Here is a 13,936-nt window from a genome sequence, read left to right as displayed (position 1 = left end):
CCCCTGCGTTCCCCATCCCCTTCCGCGAGAGGGGCGGGCCTGCCCTGCTCCGGCGGCTCTACGGGTCCGCCCCGCTCGTCATCCCAGAACGGACCCCATCCGTGTCCCTCACCGTGCCGACCGTCCCGATACACGCACACGGCCGCACCGATGTCCCCTCGCCGCTCGAAGTTCGCGACGAACGCGTCCCGCACGGCTTCGAACCCGGCAGCGACCTCACCATTGATCGTCGTCATGGCGTCATCCTGCTCCAGAAGCCCAGCGCCTTGCCGATCAATTCCTTGGCGGCGTTCTCGTAAGAGGCGGCGGCGCTCAGGGCGTTGAACGCCTTGTCGTGAAGGGCGAGTTCATCCGGGGCGGTGATGTCCACTCCGGTGGAGACGAGTTCGTAGTGCGCCCGGTCATCGCCGTGCATGTTGAAGCCGGGCAAGGGGACGACGCTCACCTCGGCGGCGACGGGAAGCACTCCGAGAGTCAGGGAGGGCAGGTCGATGTCACGCAGCAGCCGCTCCATCTGCTCCCGCATCACCACCGGCCCGCCGACGTTCGTGTACAGAGCCTGTTCGCCGAGGATCACGTCGTACTGATGCCCACCGTCGTACAGGACCTCCTGACGCTCCATCCGCTTGGCAACCCCGGCCGGAACGTCGTCCGGAACACCGAGGAACTCCACGACCCGGCGGAGAATGACGGTCGCGTACGCCTCGGTCTGAAGCGTCCCCCAGATCATGGTGGGGACGTACGCCTTCCCGTGCGGAGTCCGCCGGTACCAGTCGACGACTTCACTCTGGATGTCTTCCGTGCCGGTCGACAGCCGCTGCTGCCACGGAATCAGATTGGTCATGGATTCCCCCTCCGGGCGGTCGTTTCCCCGCCCGACACTGCCCGCGGGCCGGACAGGGCAATCCGACCGGTCAGCAGAACGTCGTGGTTGGCGAAAAGGGCGCCGAGTTCGAGACGGCGGCGGATGTACGCCGTCCATCTCGCGTCGGGCAGATCGAGGTATGTGTTGACCAAGCGCGCGCGACTGGCCTGGGTGAGGATCCACCGGGCTTGGTCCTGATCGACGGTACGGCCTCCCAAGTCGCGGGCCAGCCGCCACAGTTCCTCTCCGTCGGCCCGAGCATCGACGACGGTGACGACACCGACGTCGCCGAGGCCGCGCTGATCGCTGGACTGGGTGGTGTACGCGATGGAGAGGTCTTCGAGGGGAAAGACGGTCACGCGGCTGGTTGCGGTCAGCACGGTGAGGGACACGGATGGGGTCCGTTCTGGGATGACGAGCGGGGCGGACCCGTAGAGCCGCCGGAGCAGGGCAGGCCCGCCCCTCTCGCGGAAGGGGATGGGGAACGCAGGGGTCAGCAGCAGGGACCGTCGCCACAGCAGGTGGGTGGATTGCAGTCGGCCGCTGTGCCCCACAGCCGCTCGTCGACCTCGAAGCCGGCGGCCTGGATCTTGGCGACGACGTCCGTCATCAGTCCGCGCGTGCGGACCTTGGAGTTGGGTTGGTGATGCAGGAAGTAGCCGAATTGCCGCTGACACCAGTCGGCGTACCAGCCGGTGTGCAGGATGAGCGTGTGCCAGCCCGGGTCGACCAGCTCGGACGGCGCCATGGTGGCGCCTTCGCCGGTGGAGCCCATGACGTGGACCAGGGCGAGGGCTTGGTCGATGACGCGGTCGGCGACGGAGCGTTCGAGGCCGTATTCGTCGGCGCAGAAGGTGGCGAGCGTGTCGAATTCGGTGAGGGTGACGAGGGATCGGCCGCTGCGCGGCTTTGCGGTGACAGGGGTCCTCATCGCTCGCCCTCCTTCAGGCTCGCGGTGCCGCTGGGCGAGACTGGCGCGGCCAGCCTGCTGGCTGTGCTGAGCAYGGATTCACCTCACAGATTGAGGGCGCAGCAGTGAGAGACCAGCAAGGTCGTCATCACTTCTTGTGACTCGTCAGGTCTTCGTAGTGATCGCACAGGGCGTTCAGGACACGGGCGATGCGCCGTGCGTAGGCGATGTCAGAGCTGAGTCCGGCACTTGCGCTGATGCGCAGCTTCCCCCGCGCCTCGCCGACACAGGCGAGGGCGCAGAAGCGCAGCACCTCGTTCTCGGGGAGTCTCAGTGCCGCCTCCTCGACCTCGGGGGCGAGAAGTTCCACGTGCCCGCGGAGCTTGAGGGTGAGCGCGTCTAATTCGGTACGGCTCGGAGGACGGACGTCCGGCACGGAATCCGGGTCGAGTAACTGACGCGCACTGTCCCGCATCACTTCAAGATCGGGCGGCACCTGATCCTGGCCCGGGCCGGTTGTTGCACGGGCTGCAGTTCGTCTCACGTTGGTGCTCCTCAGGGTCGGCCATGCCTCGGGAGGTCGCACTGCCTCACCGGGCCCTCGCGCTACCGCGACGCTAGGAGCGTGAGGTGCAGCACGACCAGCGATGTGCACCAATGTGCGCACAACTCTCTGAAGAGCTGACTGGCTACTTCATGCTCTTGACTACACGCGGATTTGACCTGAGGTTGTTGCACATCGGCGCACGAAACGGAAGGCAGCCATGGACCTACAGTTCATCGGGGTCGACCCGGAAACCGGCAAGAACGGGTCACCAACCGCGTGGGTAGACCTGGAGAACTCGGACATCGTGATCCAGAGCTACACGGCGGACAACGAGACGCAGACCCACTGCGTGGAGAACACGGCACCAGGGCACACCAAAGGCATTCCGGCCCACGAAACGGTGATCCGCATCCCCGCCCGCCTCGTGCCTGTACTCAGGGAGGCCTGCGATGTCGCAGAACGTACCCAGCTTTGACGAACTCATGGAGGCCGCACAGCGGTCGGCCATGCACCTCGAAATGCGCGACCAGTACGCCGTCGGTGACGAGGCGGACGACTTCAACACCTGGCTCCGTAATGGGCAGCGCGACGCCGACCCCAGCTCTGAGTACTGGGCGCCCTGGGTCGACATGATCTCCCGAGCGGTCACCCGCGGAGTTGTCGTACGCCGTGCCCGCATCGTGTCCGAACCTGTCACGGACTACATTCGCTACGAGCACGCCGGAACTGTCGTCAACGTGCATGCCGGCGAGCAGGTGCGCTGGCTGCCCCGTCAGCGGGCAGCCGACCTGATGCTGCCTGGTGCCGACCTCTGGATCTTCGACGGGAGCCAGGTTCTCTTCAACCACTTCAGCGGGGACGGCAACTGGGGCGATCTGCCCATGGAACTGCGAACGGAGCCGAGCATCGTCAAGCAGTGCTCGGACGCCTTCGAGGCAGTGTGGGAACGCGCCGTCCCGCACGACAAGTATGAGATCCACTGACAGAGAGCACTATTGGCCAGCTCATGCCTATCTCCCCGTCTTCTTCAGCCCAGGCCGCGCGCGAGAAAGTTGCACGGCAGCTACGCGATCTGAGGAAAGACGCCGATCTGACGGTCACTGAGCTGGCCTCTCAATGCGGCTGGCATCATGCCAAGACCTCTCGCATCGAGAACGCAAAGACACCGCCATCGCCCACGGACATCCGCCTGTGGTGCCGCGCCACTGGCACTCCTGACCAGGTCCCCGACCTGATCGCAGCCTCCCAGCATGCGGAATCCCTCTACAGGGAGTGGCGCCAGCGCGTGCGCACGGGCCTGCGAAAGCTGCAGGACAGCTACGTCGAGCTGTACAAGTCGACGAGCCTGCTACGGGTTTACTCCCCAGTCCTGGTCCCAGGGCTACTGCAGACCGAGGGATATGCCCAGGCCCTGCTCAGCACCAACGCCCGTTTCCTCGGCGTTCCCGACGATGCGGCCGAGGCCGCCGCAGCACGCCTGCAGCGCTCACAGATCATCCACGAACCCGGGCATCGATTCGTGATGGTTGTCGAAGAGGCGGTGCTCTACTACCAACTCGGCGACGCGGAGGCGATGGCAGCACAACTGGGCTACCTCCTCACCGCGGGAGCGCTGCMGGCCGTGTCGTTCGGCATCATCCCGATGGCGACGCGAGAGCGGGCACTGTGGCCGCAGGAGACATTCGACGTGCACGACGACACACTCGTGTCCGTCGAGCTGATCTCCGCCGAGGTGAACATCACTCAGCCATCTGAGATCGCCTTGTACATCAAGGCCTTTGAGCAGCTTCGCGGCATGGCTGTGTATGGGGCGGAGGCACGAGGTTTGATCCTTAAGGCTATCGAGGCTCTGCGGTGACACAGCCCGTAGGCCTCCGACGGATCGCGCGACCGAACCGTCCGCCGAGCGCACGGAACCCGAACTGTGCTTACAGAGACGACCTGGACACGCCGTTCCAGAGCGCGACGCCAGGTGTCACGGTCGGTTCTGCAGCCCGCGGCTGAAGCGCTCTGCGGATGCAGGCGCGAGGGAGCTGCTCCTTCAGTCGGCCGTGTAGGCGGCCGTCAGGAAGTTGGACCATGCCTGCGCCGACAGCACTATGTGTGCGGGCTTCGGCTGTTTGGAATCCCGCACGAGAACTCCAAACGGGGTGAAGGCTGCCTCTAGACACTCTGTCGTGTTGCCACCGCTGTACGACGACTTGAACCAGAACAACTCGGAGACGGGCTGGGGTGTATCGGACATTCACAGCTCCTTGCGGGCGCGATGGATCATGGCGGAGGACGCCTCCATGTCCAACGCTTGTGCCCGCAGGTACTCGAACGCAAGTCTGTATCGGTCCAGTTCCTCGGCCTTCTCCAGGAACAGGGAGCCGGCGTGGAAGTCGAAGTACACCACGTCAAGGGTCGGCTCCGGGCCCCCGATGATGACGAAGCTCCCAAGTGCCGCAGCGTGGGCGCCCTTGGAGAAAGGCAGGACCTGAAGCGTGATGTGAGGCGACTCGTTGGCCTCAAGCAGACGGTCGAGCTGTTCCTTCATCGTCTGTGGCGACCCGACGGCACGGCGAATCACGGACTCGTCGAGGATCGCCCACAAGTGCAATGGTCTCGGGCGGTTGAGGATCTCCTGCCGCTTCATGCGGATATCGACGAGTCGCTCGATCTCGCTCGGCCCTAGCGGCACTTCGTTGGCCTTCTGAAGGGCGGTGCTGTAGGCGCGTGTCTGCAGGAGGCCGGGAATGTAGACACAAGAGAAGTGACCTTCACGTACGGCCTCGTCCTCAAGCGTGAGCAGCAAGTTCATGCTCTCCGGGATGGAGTCGGCGAAGGAACTCCACCAGCCCTGCTGCTTGGCGTCCTTCGCCAGCCCGACAACTGCCTTGCGCTCGGCTTCAGTTGCTTCGTACTCGCGGCACAGCGCATCAACGACGACCCACTTGACTGGCCCGGCTTGGGTTTCATACCTGCTGACAGTCGCCTTGGAGACGCCGACAAGCTGCCCAGCCTCTTCAAGGGTCAGCCCCTTGCGTGCTCGCAACTTGCGCATCATCGCCCCCAGTTGGCGACGGCGGGTCGTGGTCCGTTCGGGCATGTGGCTCCTTCGCCATGTGACGGGCGGCAGGCCCGGAGATCCCCATCAGGCTAGGCAGTACGGAAGGGGCCTCACTATCAGATTCACCCGATGGATTTTGATGAGAAGTTACATGGTGAGAGTTCTCTATGCCATGCTCGGTCACGGATCGCTACGCATTGCAGCCGTACGGACACGGCAGGCGCAGCATGTGCGTGGCTTGGCAGGGAGGAGTGGCCGCATGTCCGGCTACCCAGTCGCCGAACCCCGGCTCCGGTGCGTTCTGCCCTTCGAGGCGGCGCCGGCGGAGGTGCGCCAGCTTCGGAGAGCGGCCGTTGCGCAGCTGAGTCAGTGGGGCACACCCGTGGCTGCCGACGAAGCGGAGTTGCTCGTCACGGAGCTGGCGACGAACGTCGTAAAGCATGTTGGTAAACGAGCGTCAGCGACCCTGATCCTTGAGTGGCACGGCGAGCGGCTTCGCATTGAAGTGCACGACAAGAGTCCAGCGATGCCGGCGCCGAACCCAGGGGGCAGTGACGCCGAGTGCGGCCGCGGCCTGCAGCTGGTGGCGGCAATGGCCTTGGACTGGGGAGCGGTCCTGACGGCAGCGGGCAAAGCGGTTTGGTGTGAGATTCCCATCGATGGCGGTCGTGCATGCCGACGCATTGAGCGAGCCGTCGAGGTGCTTGAGCGTTATCAAGTGTCTAGTGGTGGTGTCGGCCTCCCGCGCGGACGACGAGAGGCTGGCCTTGAGGAGGCGGCGGTCGAGTTGATCGCGGACCTCCTCCACTGGACCATCGCCCGCGGTCATGACCCGGACGATTTCCTGGACCGGGCACAGATGCACTACGAGGCCGAGGCGGAAGCTGCCTGACGCTGTGATGATGCGCTGTTGGCGTCGGGACCGCTGCTGGCGCGGCCGGGCTTCCGCCGGCCCGTCACTTTAGAGCCGCGCGCAGTATGGCGCCGGCGTCGTTCACCGCTCCCTCCTCGTGCAGCTCCAGCGCAACCGCCATGACTTGCCGGTCATCTTGATCTCGGCCGTAGACGTGGATCAGATCGTCAGCCAGGTGATCTCGCTCCTGCTCTCTCAACTCCACCATGACCAGCGCGGTTTCTGATGGATTCAGCAGCTCCGTCGTGCCGTGCCGGAGGAGGATGAGGGCAGAGTCTTCTTTCCCAGCGCTATCCAGCTCACCAGCCTGCGCCGCCAGCTGCCGTGCCATGGCCTTCTCTTTCTCGCTCCGTTGCCGGTCCCCCCGTCGAGGGGGGACCGGCAACGGAGTTCTCGAAGCATTGGCCAATGCCAGACGTGCCCGTAGGCCGGCTTCGGTGGTCTCCATCTCCTGTACGGCCGTGCGCATGGCTGCGACCTCGCGTTTGAGGGCCCGCAGCTGAGCGGCGTCAGCTGCCAGTTGACGCTCGCGTGCTTCGCATGAAGGGCAGGGCGTGCTGAGCTGCTGGCTGAGCGAATCGATTCGCCTTCCCAGCTCCGCGCAGCTCTGACAGCGGCCCCTCGTCTCGGCCTCAGCGAGGGCGCGCAGAATCTGCAGATCCTCAGGGGTAATGCCGACAGACCGGCCGCTGGCGGCAGCGGCCACGCAGGCCGCTTTGTGTAAGTCCTCGATGAAAGCCGGGCTGGGAACCCTGGGGTCGAGGCTTGCGAAGCGTGACACTGAGGTCGTGTTGCTGTGCAGCAGTTCCGCCACTTCCGTCAGGGTAGGTGGCCTATGTTCCGAATCTCCTGATTCTTCCGTATTTAGCAGGAGGAACAGGGGGCGGAGTGCCAGCGCGAGTTCCCGCTTCCGTGGGCGGCTGCCGTCTTCGGGCAGTTCCTTTTCCAGCCACCCGCGTGTCCGCGGACGGTTGCCTTCTGGTGCCATTCGGTCCTGCCTCCAGCGCCCTGAGCTGTATGGATGCCCTGGGAGTCAACTCCCCAGGGATGTTGTGCCGTTCGTCAATTGTGCCCAACGGCCTTCGTTACGGCACCCACGTTTTCTTGCTTTCTGCCGAGCGAATTTGCTTTTTGCCGAGCAAGTGCAGGCCGGTGCACTTGCTTTACCCGAGCAAGTTGGAAAGGGCTGGACTTTTCTCCACGGCATGGTGTGAGCTTCTAAATAGGCCGCTGAGGAGCGGGGGAACGCGGGGTTCACGCGAGCGTGGCTTGTAGCGTTGCGTGCACACTCCGAACTTTCGGTGTGCCTCGATGGCACGAGTTCGCGGAGGCGTTGGTGGAAGAAATTCCGTCGTATCAGGACAAGAAGTACGGCACCATGGTGCGGGCTGCGCTGTGGCTGCTCGCCGAGGTGGGGGAGGGCAACGTCTTCACCAAGGCGCAGCTGCGCGAGGCGTTCCCGGACGTGGCGCAGATCGACCGGCGGCTCCGTGACCTGAGGGATCACGGCTGGAAGATCGACACCAGCCGCGATGACCCCTCCCTGCTCCAGCAGGAACAGCGGTTCGTCACGAGGGGGGCCGATGTCTGGATCCCCGGCAGGTCGAAGGCGCCGAAGCACAAGGCCAGCCTCACGGCTGCCCAGCGCGCCAAGGTTCTTCACGACGACAACTATCTCTGCCGGTCGTGTGGTATCGGCGCCGGCGAGGCCTACGAGGACGGCGGCGGTATCGAGCTCTCCAAGCTCAACGCCGCCCGGCGTAGGGTTCTTCGTTCCGATGACGGCGACGCGACGGAGTACCAGCTCGTCACTGAGTGCAAGCGGTGCGGGACTGGGGGAGGCGCTGACCGGGAGGTTGACCTCGGCGCTCTGCTGGAACTCGTGGAGGCGCTTTCCCCTCTGGAGCAGCGCCTCTTCGCCAAGTGGATCGACGCCGACCAGCGTTCCTTCAGCCCGATCGAGAAGGTCTGGGGCATTTACCGGACCCTCCCGCAGGAGTCGCGTGCCGAAGTGGCCCAGGCCATCAAGGACGTCACTGGCTGACGGCTGACCGGCAGCGCAAGAAGGACAGGACCGGCAACAGAAAAGGACGGGAAGAGTCATGCTGCGGGATTTCCCGCCTCCGCCGCGCGCGGACGAGTTCAGTGAGCTGATCAAGAAGAGGCTGGAGGAGGTGAGGGCTGCAGGAGGCACCAGGGAGACGGTCACCGTCGACTGGAATGGACAGCAGATCCACGTTGACGTCGTCGACCTGCCGCTGAGCGGTCTCTACCTCAACCCCGGTACCCACCGGATCCGTGCTCAGCGCACCCACAGGCCGGACCAGGATCGAAACCTGGACAAGGACCCCTTCGGCGAAGCCGGCCAGGAGTACCTGACTGGATTGCTCAAGGCCCGGCCCTCTAACCCGGACATCAGGGACCCCGACTTCGACAAGCTGAAGGAGGACCTGAACCAGTTCGGTCAGAACGACCCTGGCCTGGTTACTCATCACGGCGTACTGGTGAATGGCAACACGCGCGCTGTCGCCCTGCGGGAACTCGGCAAGCAGTCGATGCGTGTGGGTGTGCTCCCCCCCTCTTTCACGCAGGCCGATGTCGACGCCGTAGAGCTGGCACTTCAGCTTCGCCAGGATCAGCGTCGCGACTACTCCTACATCAACCGGCTGCTCGCCATGGAGGAGCAGGCGGCGCTTGGCCGGACGCCGGAGCAGATCGCCAAGGAGTTCCGGATCCGGACTGCGACGTACCACCAGGAGCGGTGGATCCTCAGCGTGATCAAGGAGCTCAACGACCGCAGCGCGAGTGGTGGGGGCGTTGCTCTGCGGCTGGTCGACTGGGAGGGGGCGCAGGAGCGCCTGAAGGAACTCCAGCGCTTGTATGTGAAGTTGGAGAACCTCGACCGGGATCAGGCCGAGATCCTGAAGGAGTGGCGTCTGGCCGCGATCTTGTTGGACTTCTCGAAGACGGATGTTCGTCACATCGATGAGGTTTTCCTGGAAGAGGGGTATCTCGGGAAGACGCTGCCCGAGGAACTGGCGGACAGCGGGACGGCTGCGCAGGCCGAGTCCATCTCTATCCCCGGCCTCGGCCTCGATGTGCCGGCGGCTCCCTCGGCCGTGTCTGCGGCACGCGCACTGAACGACCGCATCCTGCGGGCGGCGGCCACCGTCCGCAACACGACGGTCGGGGTTGCCGACTCCGAGAAGGCCCAGGCTCAGGCTGTGCTCGACGAGGCGAAGGATGCGTTCGACCGGGCGATCGACAGCCATGGCCGTGACGCTCGGGTCCGCAAGCGCAAGCAGCTCGCCCCGGCCCGGCTCGCGGACGCCTGCGCCAACATCGATCAGTGCGTCATCGAGCTGGTACAGGCACGTACGTCGAMCAGCCTGGATGAAGAGGCTTTCGATGAGGCTGTGCTCAAACTTCAGGGCAGCCTGCGCAAGCTGGCCCAGCAGGCCGGACGCGGGATGCCGAATCCTGGCGACGGCGTCTCCTGGCTCCTCGCCGCCTCCACCATGGAGGGCACCCGGTGACGGAAACGTCCCTGCACCTGGGGTTCGACGACTCGCGTACCCGTGTGGTCCTGCGGACCACCGACCAATACCGGCAGGACCTCGTCCAGCTGGCCGCTCGGTTCCGTACCGGCGGCCAGCTTGGCCCCCTTTCGGCCTCAGTGGCGCTGGATGAACTCCTCGCGGACCTGACCGTCTTGGGAGGCTGGCCTCACCCCGCAGGGGTCGAGTGGGCTCCGGAGCTCCGGAATCTCGTGTCTGGTGTGGTTCGGGATGCCCGGTTGGTGGAGGATCGGCTGGCCGGCTCCGGGGGCCCGGCGGAAGTCGCCTCCGATGACGTGTTGACTTTGCTAGGGGACACCTGGCGGGCCGATCTCAATACGTTCCAACGGCGGGACATCGCCAAGCTGCTTTCACTGGGGCACGGGGCGAATTTCAGCGTGCCCGGAGCCGGTAAAACCAGGGTGGCGCTCGCTGTGTATGCCGCACAGCGTGCTCAGGGGGGTGCCAGCAGGCTTCTGGTCGTCTGCCCTAAGTCGGCTTATGAGTCCTGGCGTTACGAGACGGCGGTCTGCTTCGGCTATCCCCTGCGCACCCATGTGCTGGATGGCTATCTGGACCAGTGGGCAGAGGTCCTCATCGTCAATTACGAGCGGCTGGACCGCTCGCTGCCCTTGCTCGCGAACTGGCTGAAGTCAGCCCCTTCGATGATCATCCTGGACGAGGCTCACCGGATGAAGCTCGGTGCGCGAGGTACGTATGGCGCCGCGTGTATGGCGCTGGGCCCGCTCGCGGAACGACGGCTGATCCTGACCGGAACGCCGGCCCCGAATGGCTCCAAGGACCTGGAGAACCTGATGGGCTTCGTCTGGCCGGGCCACGGGCAGCGCACAGTGACCCGGGCGGTGGCGGGTGGTGATCTTGCCTATGCGAGCGCGGTTCTCAGGCCGTTGTTCACCAGGACGACTAAGCAGGAACTCGGTCTTCCGCCGATGAGATTGCGAACGCGATACGTCGATATGCCGGATCTGCACGCCGAGATCTATAGCTCGCTGGTGGGAGGGATGAGCAGCGGTGCCGCGCGCGAAGACCTCAGCTCTCTCGGCAAGACGGCGCTGCGTCTCCTGATGGCGGCGACGAGCCCGGCTCTCCTCGTGGAAGGGGCCAGCCGTTACGAGCCGCTGGTCTACCAGTTGCCCCCGCTGGAGATTCCTGAGGGCACGTCGCTGTACTCGCTCATGCAGAAGCTGCCCGACCACGAAATGTCGCCTAAATACAAGGAAGCGGCGGCCATCGTTGCCGAGAACGCAGAGCAAGGCCGCAAGACGCTCGTCTGGACGACGTTCGTACGCAGTCTGACGACCGTGGCGCAAATGCTGGAGAAGTACAGCCCGGCGGTGGTGTACGGCGGTACACCGGACCGAGATGAGCAGCTACGGCGCTTCCGCGATGACCCTAGCTGCATGGTCTTGGTCTCCAACCCGGCGACGCTCGGCGAGGGCATCAGCCTTCATCACGTATGCCATGACGCCGTGTACGTGGACCGCGACTTCATGGCCGGACGCTTTCTCCAGAGTCTTGATCGCATCCACCGCCTCGGTCTTGCCCCTGGTACGGACACGCGGGTCACTGTGCTCGCTGCCCGCAACACGATTGATGAGGTGGTCGAGGTACGGCTGGACCAGAAGCTGGAGTTCATGGGCCGGATCCTTGACGACCCCACGGTGCAGCAGCTTGCTGACCTGGAGGAAGAGCCATCCGTCGCAGCCGGCCTAGCGCCAAGTGATATGGAGGCGTTGTTGCGTCACATGGGCAGAGGCTAGAGCTCAGGGGGTGACTCAGCTTCTGGCCGCGGCACCCGCACACGGGGCGGTGGTCTGGAGTAATGGGAGACTCCAGGTGTCGAGTGTCTAGGCGCCAGTGGGTTGGTGTCTGGGACACTTGAGATCGGTTTTGAGTCACTCCCGGAAGGAGCGCCATGCGCCCCAGCGGTCGCGAGCGTCCGCAGTTCACCCAGCCACTGACCTCTCTGGAGATCTGTGCCGGGGCCGGCGGGCAAGCCGTTGGGCTACACAATGCCGGGTTTGACCACGTGGCTCTCGTGGAGTGGGATCCACAGGCTGTGCGGACRCTCGCGGCGAACGCGGGTGGCTGGCCCAATTGGGATAAGTCGCGTACCGAAGCGCTTGAGCCGATGGATGTGAGGGAATTCCTCGGATCCAAAATTCACAAAAGTCTGGGGCTCAAGGAGGGGCAACTTGACCTCCTAGCCGGCGGCGTTCCGTGCCCTCCATTCTCTCTGGCAGGAAAGAGGCTTGGGAAGGATGACGAGCGAGATCTCTTCCCGGACGCTTTGAGGATTATCAGAGACCTGATGCCCAAGGCTGTCATGATTGAGAATGTGCGGGGTATCTTGGAGCCTCCGGAAGTATTCATCGACTATCGAAGAGATATTCTTGCTGAACTCCGCGGGCTTGGCTATGTGATCCCTGAGATTAGTAGCACTTGGTCGGCTAAGAAGCAAGACTTGGTTATGCGGAAAGTCTGGCGCAGGATGGACGCGAGTAATTTTGGCGTCCCTCAGCTTCGCCCCCGGGCTATTCTGGTTGCGATCCATCGGGATTTTCTAAACTCGGCTGATGTTGAATTTGTGTGGCCTACTCGACTTTACGGAAAGCAGGCTACGGTAGTCGGCGAGCTTGCTGAGAGTATGGAAGCGCGATGCCGGAAGTTCTGGAATAAGAACCAGGACGGAAAGCAGGCAAAGGCCGGTGACCGTACCGGAAAGGTGGTGTACCGGGATTGGCTCCGCAAGGCCACTGAAGCGGCCGAAGCAGGGAGAGGTGTCGCGCCGACCCTTGTAGGCGGGTCGAAGAAGCATGGTGGGGCTGACCTCGGACCTACCAGAGCCAAGCGTGCTTGGGGAGCCTTGGGTGTTGATGCAATGGGCGTCGCAAATGATCCTGAACAATGTGACCCAGAGCGAGATCTCTTCCGCCCTGCTGGCCCCATGCTGACCGTCGATCAGGCTGCTGCGATCCAGGGGTTCCCGCCGGGGTGGAAATTCCAGGGAAAGAAAACGGCCCAATACCGTCAAGTTGGAAACGCCTTCCCGCCCCCGGTGGCTGAAGCTGTCGGGCGGGCAATTGCTGCCGTGCTCCGTCCGGAACAGAGCGGTGAATTGCTCAAGGGCTACGAGATGGACGGAGAAGAAGCGGGAGCATATGCTCCTGACTCAGAGCAGATGGTGCTGCCTGTTTCAGGTCGACTGTGAGCCCGCTTCTCGGCGCGCAATAACAGCCTCCGTGATCCTGTTGACGCACATGTCTGATGGCTCATGTTCCCAGAAGCGGAGCACGAGCCATCCCGCGTCTCTGAGCTGTCGATCCGTGTCGCGGTCGCGTTCCATGTTCCGAAGCACCTTCGCTGACCAGTACCCCTGGTTGGTCTTCGGAGGGACGTAGTGTTCAGGACATCCGTGCCAGTAACAGCCATCGATGAATACTGCGACTTTTGCCGGACGGAATACCATGTCTGCCGTCCGGCGCAGATCCGGCAGTGGCCGGGCAGCAACCCGGTAGCGCAGTCCTCGTGCATGGACTAGCCGTCGGATCAGCTTCTCGGGCGCGGTATCGCGGCTGCGGATCGCTTGCATGTTTCGGCGGCGGGCTGCAGACGAAGCCCAGGAACCCTCTGGAGCTTCCCACGCGGGGTCTTCGGACACACCGCAGAGGGTAGTCGGGTCCACGGCTGACGGGCACCGGAGTCGGCAACTGGTCGAGGCGACCGATCCTGAGGCCTGAGTTTTCTGGTGCCGTTGGGCCGCCCGCTTCCTTGGCAGTGTCGTGCTTCCGCGAACCGCGTCAAGGGCGCTTCACTCCGCTGCGCTGCGTTACGCGTCGGCTGCGCCAATGGCCCTTCGGGCCACCCTTGACSCGGCTCGCTCCAGCACGGGGGGAGAAGCGAGCGGGCAGCCCGGAGGGATGGGTGGCCCAGGTTGGTTGGGCGCAGGTCGGCTGCGTAGCTGGGCGGGGTTGGGGCGCGTTCGCGGAAGCACGACACTGCCAAGGAAGCGGGCGGCCCAACGGCACCAGAAAACTCAGGCCTCAGGATCGGTCGCCTCGACCAGTTGCC

At 64.3% G+C, this 13,936-nt stretch carries 16 protein-coding genes and 1 pseudogene; 8 read left to right on the top strand and 9 right to left on the bottom strand.

Annotation, left to right across the window (positions count from 1 at the left end; translation table 11 throughout):
• The 5 genes and pseudogenes from EAO75_RS48120 to EAO75_RS45030 form a co-directional block, all read right to left on the bottom strand.
• A pseudogene (locus EAO75_RS48120) lies at window positions 1–236 on the bottom strand (hypothetical protein); the annotation flags it as partial.
• Window positions 233–844: a DUF5753 domain-containing protein gene (locus tag EAO75_RS45045; protein WP_148000907.1), complete on the bottom strand. Its 612-nt coding sequence runs from the start codon at window positions 842–844 to the stop codon at window positions 233–235. The gene EAO75_RS45045 and the pseudogene EAO75_RS48120, both read right to left, overlap by 4 nt.
• Window positions 841–1,257, bottom strand: a complete 417-nt coding sequence (locus tag EAO75_RS45040) for a hypothetical protein (protein ID WP_148000906.1) — start codon at window positions 1,255–1,257, stop codon at window positions 841–843. Before EAO75_RS45040 ends, EAO75_RS45045 begins: the two co-directional genes overlap by 4 nt.
• A gap of 101 nt (window positions 1,258–1,358) precedes the next feature.
• Complete coding sequence (locus tag EAO75_RS45035; protein WP_148000905.1) at window positions 1,359–1,796, bottom strand: hypothetical protein; 438 nt, start codon at window positions 1,794–1,796, stop codon at window positions 1,359–1,361.
• 127 nt (window positions 1,797–1,923) lie between these two features.
• Window positions 1,924–2,319 (bottom strand): DUF6415 family natural product biosynthesis protein, encoded by a 396-nt coding sequence (locus tag EAO75_RS45030; protein ID WP_148000904.1) that lies wholly within the window; start codon window positions 2,317–2,319, stop codon window positions 1,924–1,926.
• 220 nt (window positions 2,320–2,539) lie between these two features.
• Here EAO75_RS45030 and EAO75_RS45025 point away from each other — a divergent pair, with 220 nt between their 5' ends.
• Genes EAO75_RS45025 through EAO75_RS45015 form a run of 3 tightly spaced genes read left to right on the top strand, consistent with a single transcriptional unit; the run spans window position 2,540 to window position 4,180 of the window.
• Window positions 2,540–2,797: a hypothetical protein gene (locus EAO75_RS45025; RefSeq protein WP_148000903.1), complete on the top strand. Its 258-nt coding sequence runs from the start codon at window positions 2,540–2,542 to the stop codon at window positions 2,795–2,797.
• Window positions 2,772–3,305 carry a DUF6879 family protein gene (locus EAO75_RS45020; protein WP_148000902.1) on the top strand — a complete coding sequence of 178 codons (534 nt, stop codon included), beginning with the start codon at window positions 2,772–2,774 and terminating at the stop codon, window positions 3,303–3,305. The genes EAO75_RS45025 and EAO75_RS45020 overlap by 26 nt, the downstream gene beginning before the upstream one ends.
• A gap of 23 nt (window positions 3,306–3,328) precedes the next feature.
• On the top strand, window positions 3,329–4,180 hold the full coding sequence (locus EAO75_RS45015) for a helix-turn-helix domain-containing protein (protein ID WP_148000901.1): 852 nt from the start codon (window positions 3,329–3,331) through the stop codon (window positions 4,178–4,180).
• Between the two features lie 183 nt (window positions 4,181–4,363).
• On the opposite strand, the gene EAO75_RS45010 is transcribed toward EAO75_RS45015, so the two are convergent.
• Both EAO75_RS45010 and EAO75_RS45005 read right to left on the bottom strand, forming a co-directional pair.
• Window positions 4,364–4,567, bottom strand: coding sequence for a DUF397 domain-containing protein (locus EAO75_RS45010; protein WP_148000900.1), 204 nt, complete (start codon window positions 4,565–4,567; stop codon window positions 4,364–4,366).
• On the bottom strand, window positions 4,568–5,413 hold the full coding sequence (locus EAO75_RS45005) for a helix-turn-helix domain-containing protein (RefSeq protein ID WP_148000899.1): 846 nt from the start codon (window positions 5,411–5,413) through the stop codon (window positions 4,568–4,570). It lies immediately after the preceding gene.
• A 220-nt stretch (window positions 5,414–5,633) separates the two neighbouring features.
• Here EAO75_RS45005 and EAO75_RS45000 point away from each other — a divergent pair, with 220 nt between their 5' ends.
• Window positions 5,634–6,266 carry an ATP-binding protein gene (locus EAO75_RS45000; RefSeq protein ID WP_148000898.1) on the top strand — a complete coding sequence of 211 codons (633 nt, stop codon included), beginning with the start codon at window positions 5,634–5,636 and terminating at the stop codon, window positions 6,264–6,266.
• 64 nt (window positions 6,267–6,330) lie between these two features.
• Here the strand turns inward: EAO75_RS45000 and EAO75_RS44995 are convergent, their stop codons facing one another.
• Window positions 6,331–7,101: a hypothetical protein gene (locus EAO75_RS44995; protein ID WP_148000897.1), complete on the bottom strand. Its 771-nt coding sequence runs from the start codon at window positions 7,099–7,101 to the stop codon at window positions 6,331–6,333.
• 522 nt (window positions 7,102–7,623) lie between these two features.
• Here EAO75_RS44995 and EAO75_RS44990 point away from each other — a divergent pair.
• From EAO75_RS44990 to EAO75_RS44975, 4 genes are all read left to right on the top strand, one after another.
• Window positions 7,624–8,331 (top strand): hypothetical protein, encoded by a 708-nt coding sequence (locus EAO75_RS44990; protein ID WP_261989730.1) that lies wholly within the window; start codon window positions 7,624–7,626, stop codon window positions 8,329–8,331.
• Between the two features lie 58 nt (window positions 8,332–8,389).
• Window positions 8,390–9,823, top strand: coding sequence for a hypothetical protein (locus tag EAO75_RS44985; RefSeq protein WP_148000895.1), 1,434 nt, complete (start codon window positions 8,390–8,392; stop codon window positions 9,821–9,823).
• Between the two features lie 233 nt (window positions 9,824–10,056).
• Window positions 10,057–11,625 carry a DEAD/DEAH box helicase gene (locus tag EAO75_RS44980; protein ID WP_410092944.1) on the top strand — a complete coding sequence of 523 codons (1,569 nt, stop codon included), beginning with the start codon at window positions 10,057–10,059 and terminating at the stop codon, window positions 11,623–11,625.
• A gap of 155 nt (window positions 11,626–11,780) precedes the next feature.
• The gene (locus tag EAO75_RS44975; protein WP_187284870.1) at window positions 11,781–13,076 is read left to right on the top strand and encodes a DNA cytosine methyltransferase; all 1,296 of its coding nucleotides are present in this window, start codon (window positions 11,781–11,783) and stop codon (window positions 13,074–13,076) included.
• On the opposite strand, the gene EAO75_RS44970 is transcribed toward EAO75_RS44975, so the two are convergent.
• Entirely contained in the window at window positions 13,062–13,526 is a 465-nt protein-coding gene (locus tag EAO75_RS44970; RefSeq protein ID WP_148000893.1) for a very short patch repair endonuclease, read from the bottom strand. The two genes, EAO75_RS44975 and EAO75_RS44970, sit on opposite strands and share 15 nt — an antisense overlap.
• Between the last annotated feature and the right edge of the window lie 410 nt (window positions 13,527–13,936).

It is taken from the genome of Streptomyces sp. UW30 (assembly GCF_008042075.1).
In the GTDB taxonomy this organism is placed as follows: domain Bacteria; phylum Actinomycetota; class Actinomycetes; order Streptomycetales; family Streptomycetaceae; genus Streptomyces.
This window is presented reverse-complemented; position numbering and strand designations above follow the sequence as displayed.

Excerpts from the sequence above, each read along its gene's own strand:
- EAO75_RS45045 (WP_148000907.1), bottom strand. The coding sequence starts at position 844 with ATGACCAATCTGATTCCGTGGCAGCAGCGGCTGTCGACCGGCACGGAA.
- EAO75_RS45035 (WP_148000905.1), bottom strand. The coding sequence starts at position 1,796 with ATGAGGACCCCTGTCACCGCAAAGCCGCGCAGCGGCCGATCCCTCGTC.
- EAO75_RS45025 (WP_148000903.1), top strand. The coding sequence starts at position 2,540 with ATGGACCTACAGTTCATCGGGGTCGACCCGGAAACCGGCAAGAACGGG.
- EAO75_RS45020 (WP_148000902.1), top strand. The coding sequence starts at position 2,772 with ATGTCGCAGAACGTACCCAGCTTTGACGAACTCATGGAGGCCGCACAG.
- EAO75_RS45010 (WP_148000900.1), bottom strand. The coding sequence starts at position 4,567 with ATGTCCGATACACCCCAGCCCGTCTCCGAGTTGTTCTGGTTCAAGTCG.
- EAO75_RS45005 (WP_148000899.1), bottom strand. The coding sequence starts at position 5,413 with ATGCCCGAACGGACCACGACCCGCCGTCGCCAACTGGGGGCGATGATG.
- EAO75_RS45000 (WP_148000898.1), top strand. The coding sequence starts at position 5,634 with ATGTCCGGCTACCCAGTCGCCGAACCCCGGCTCCGGTGCGTTCTGCCC.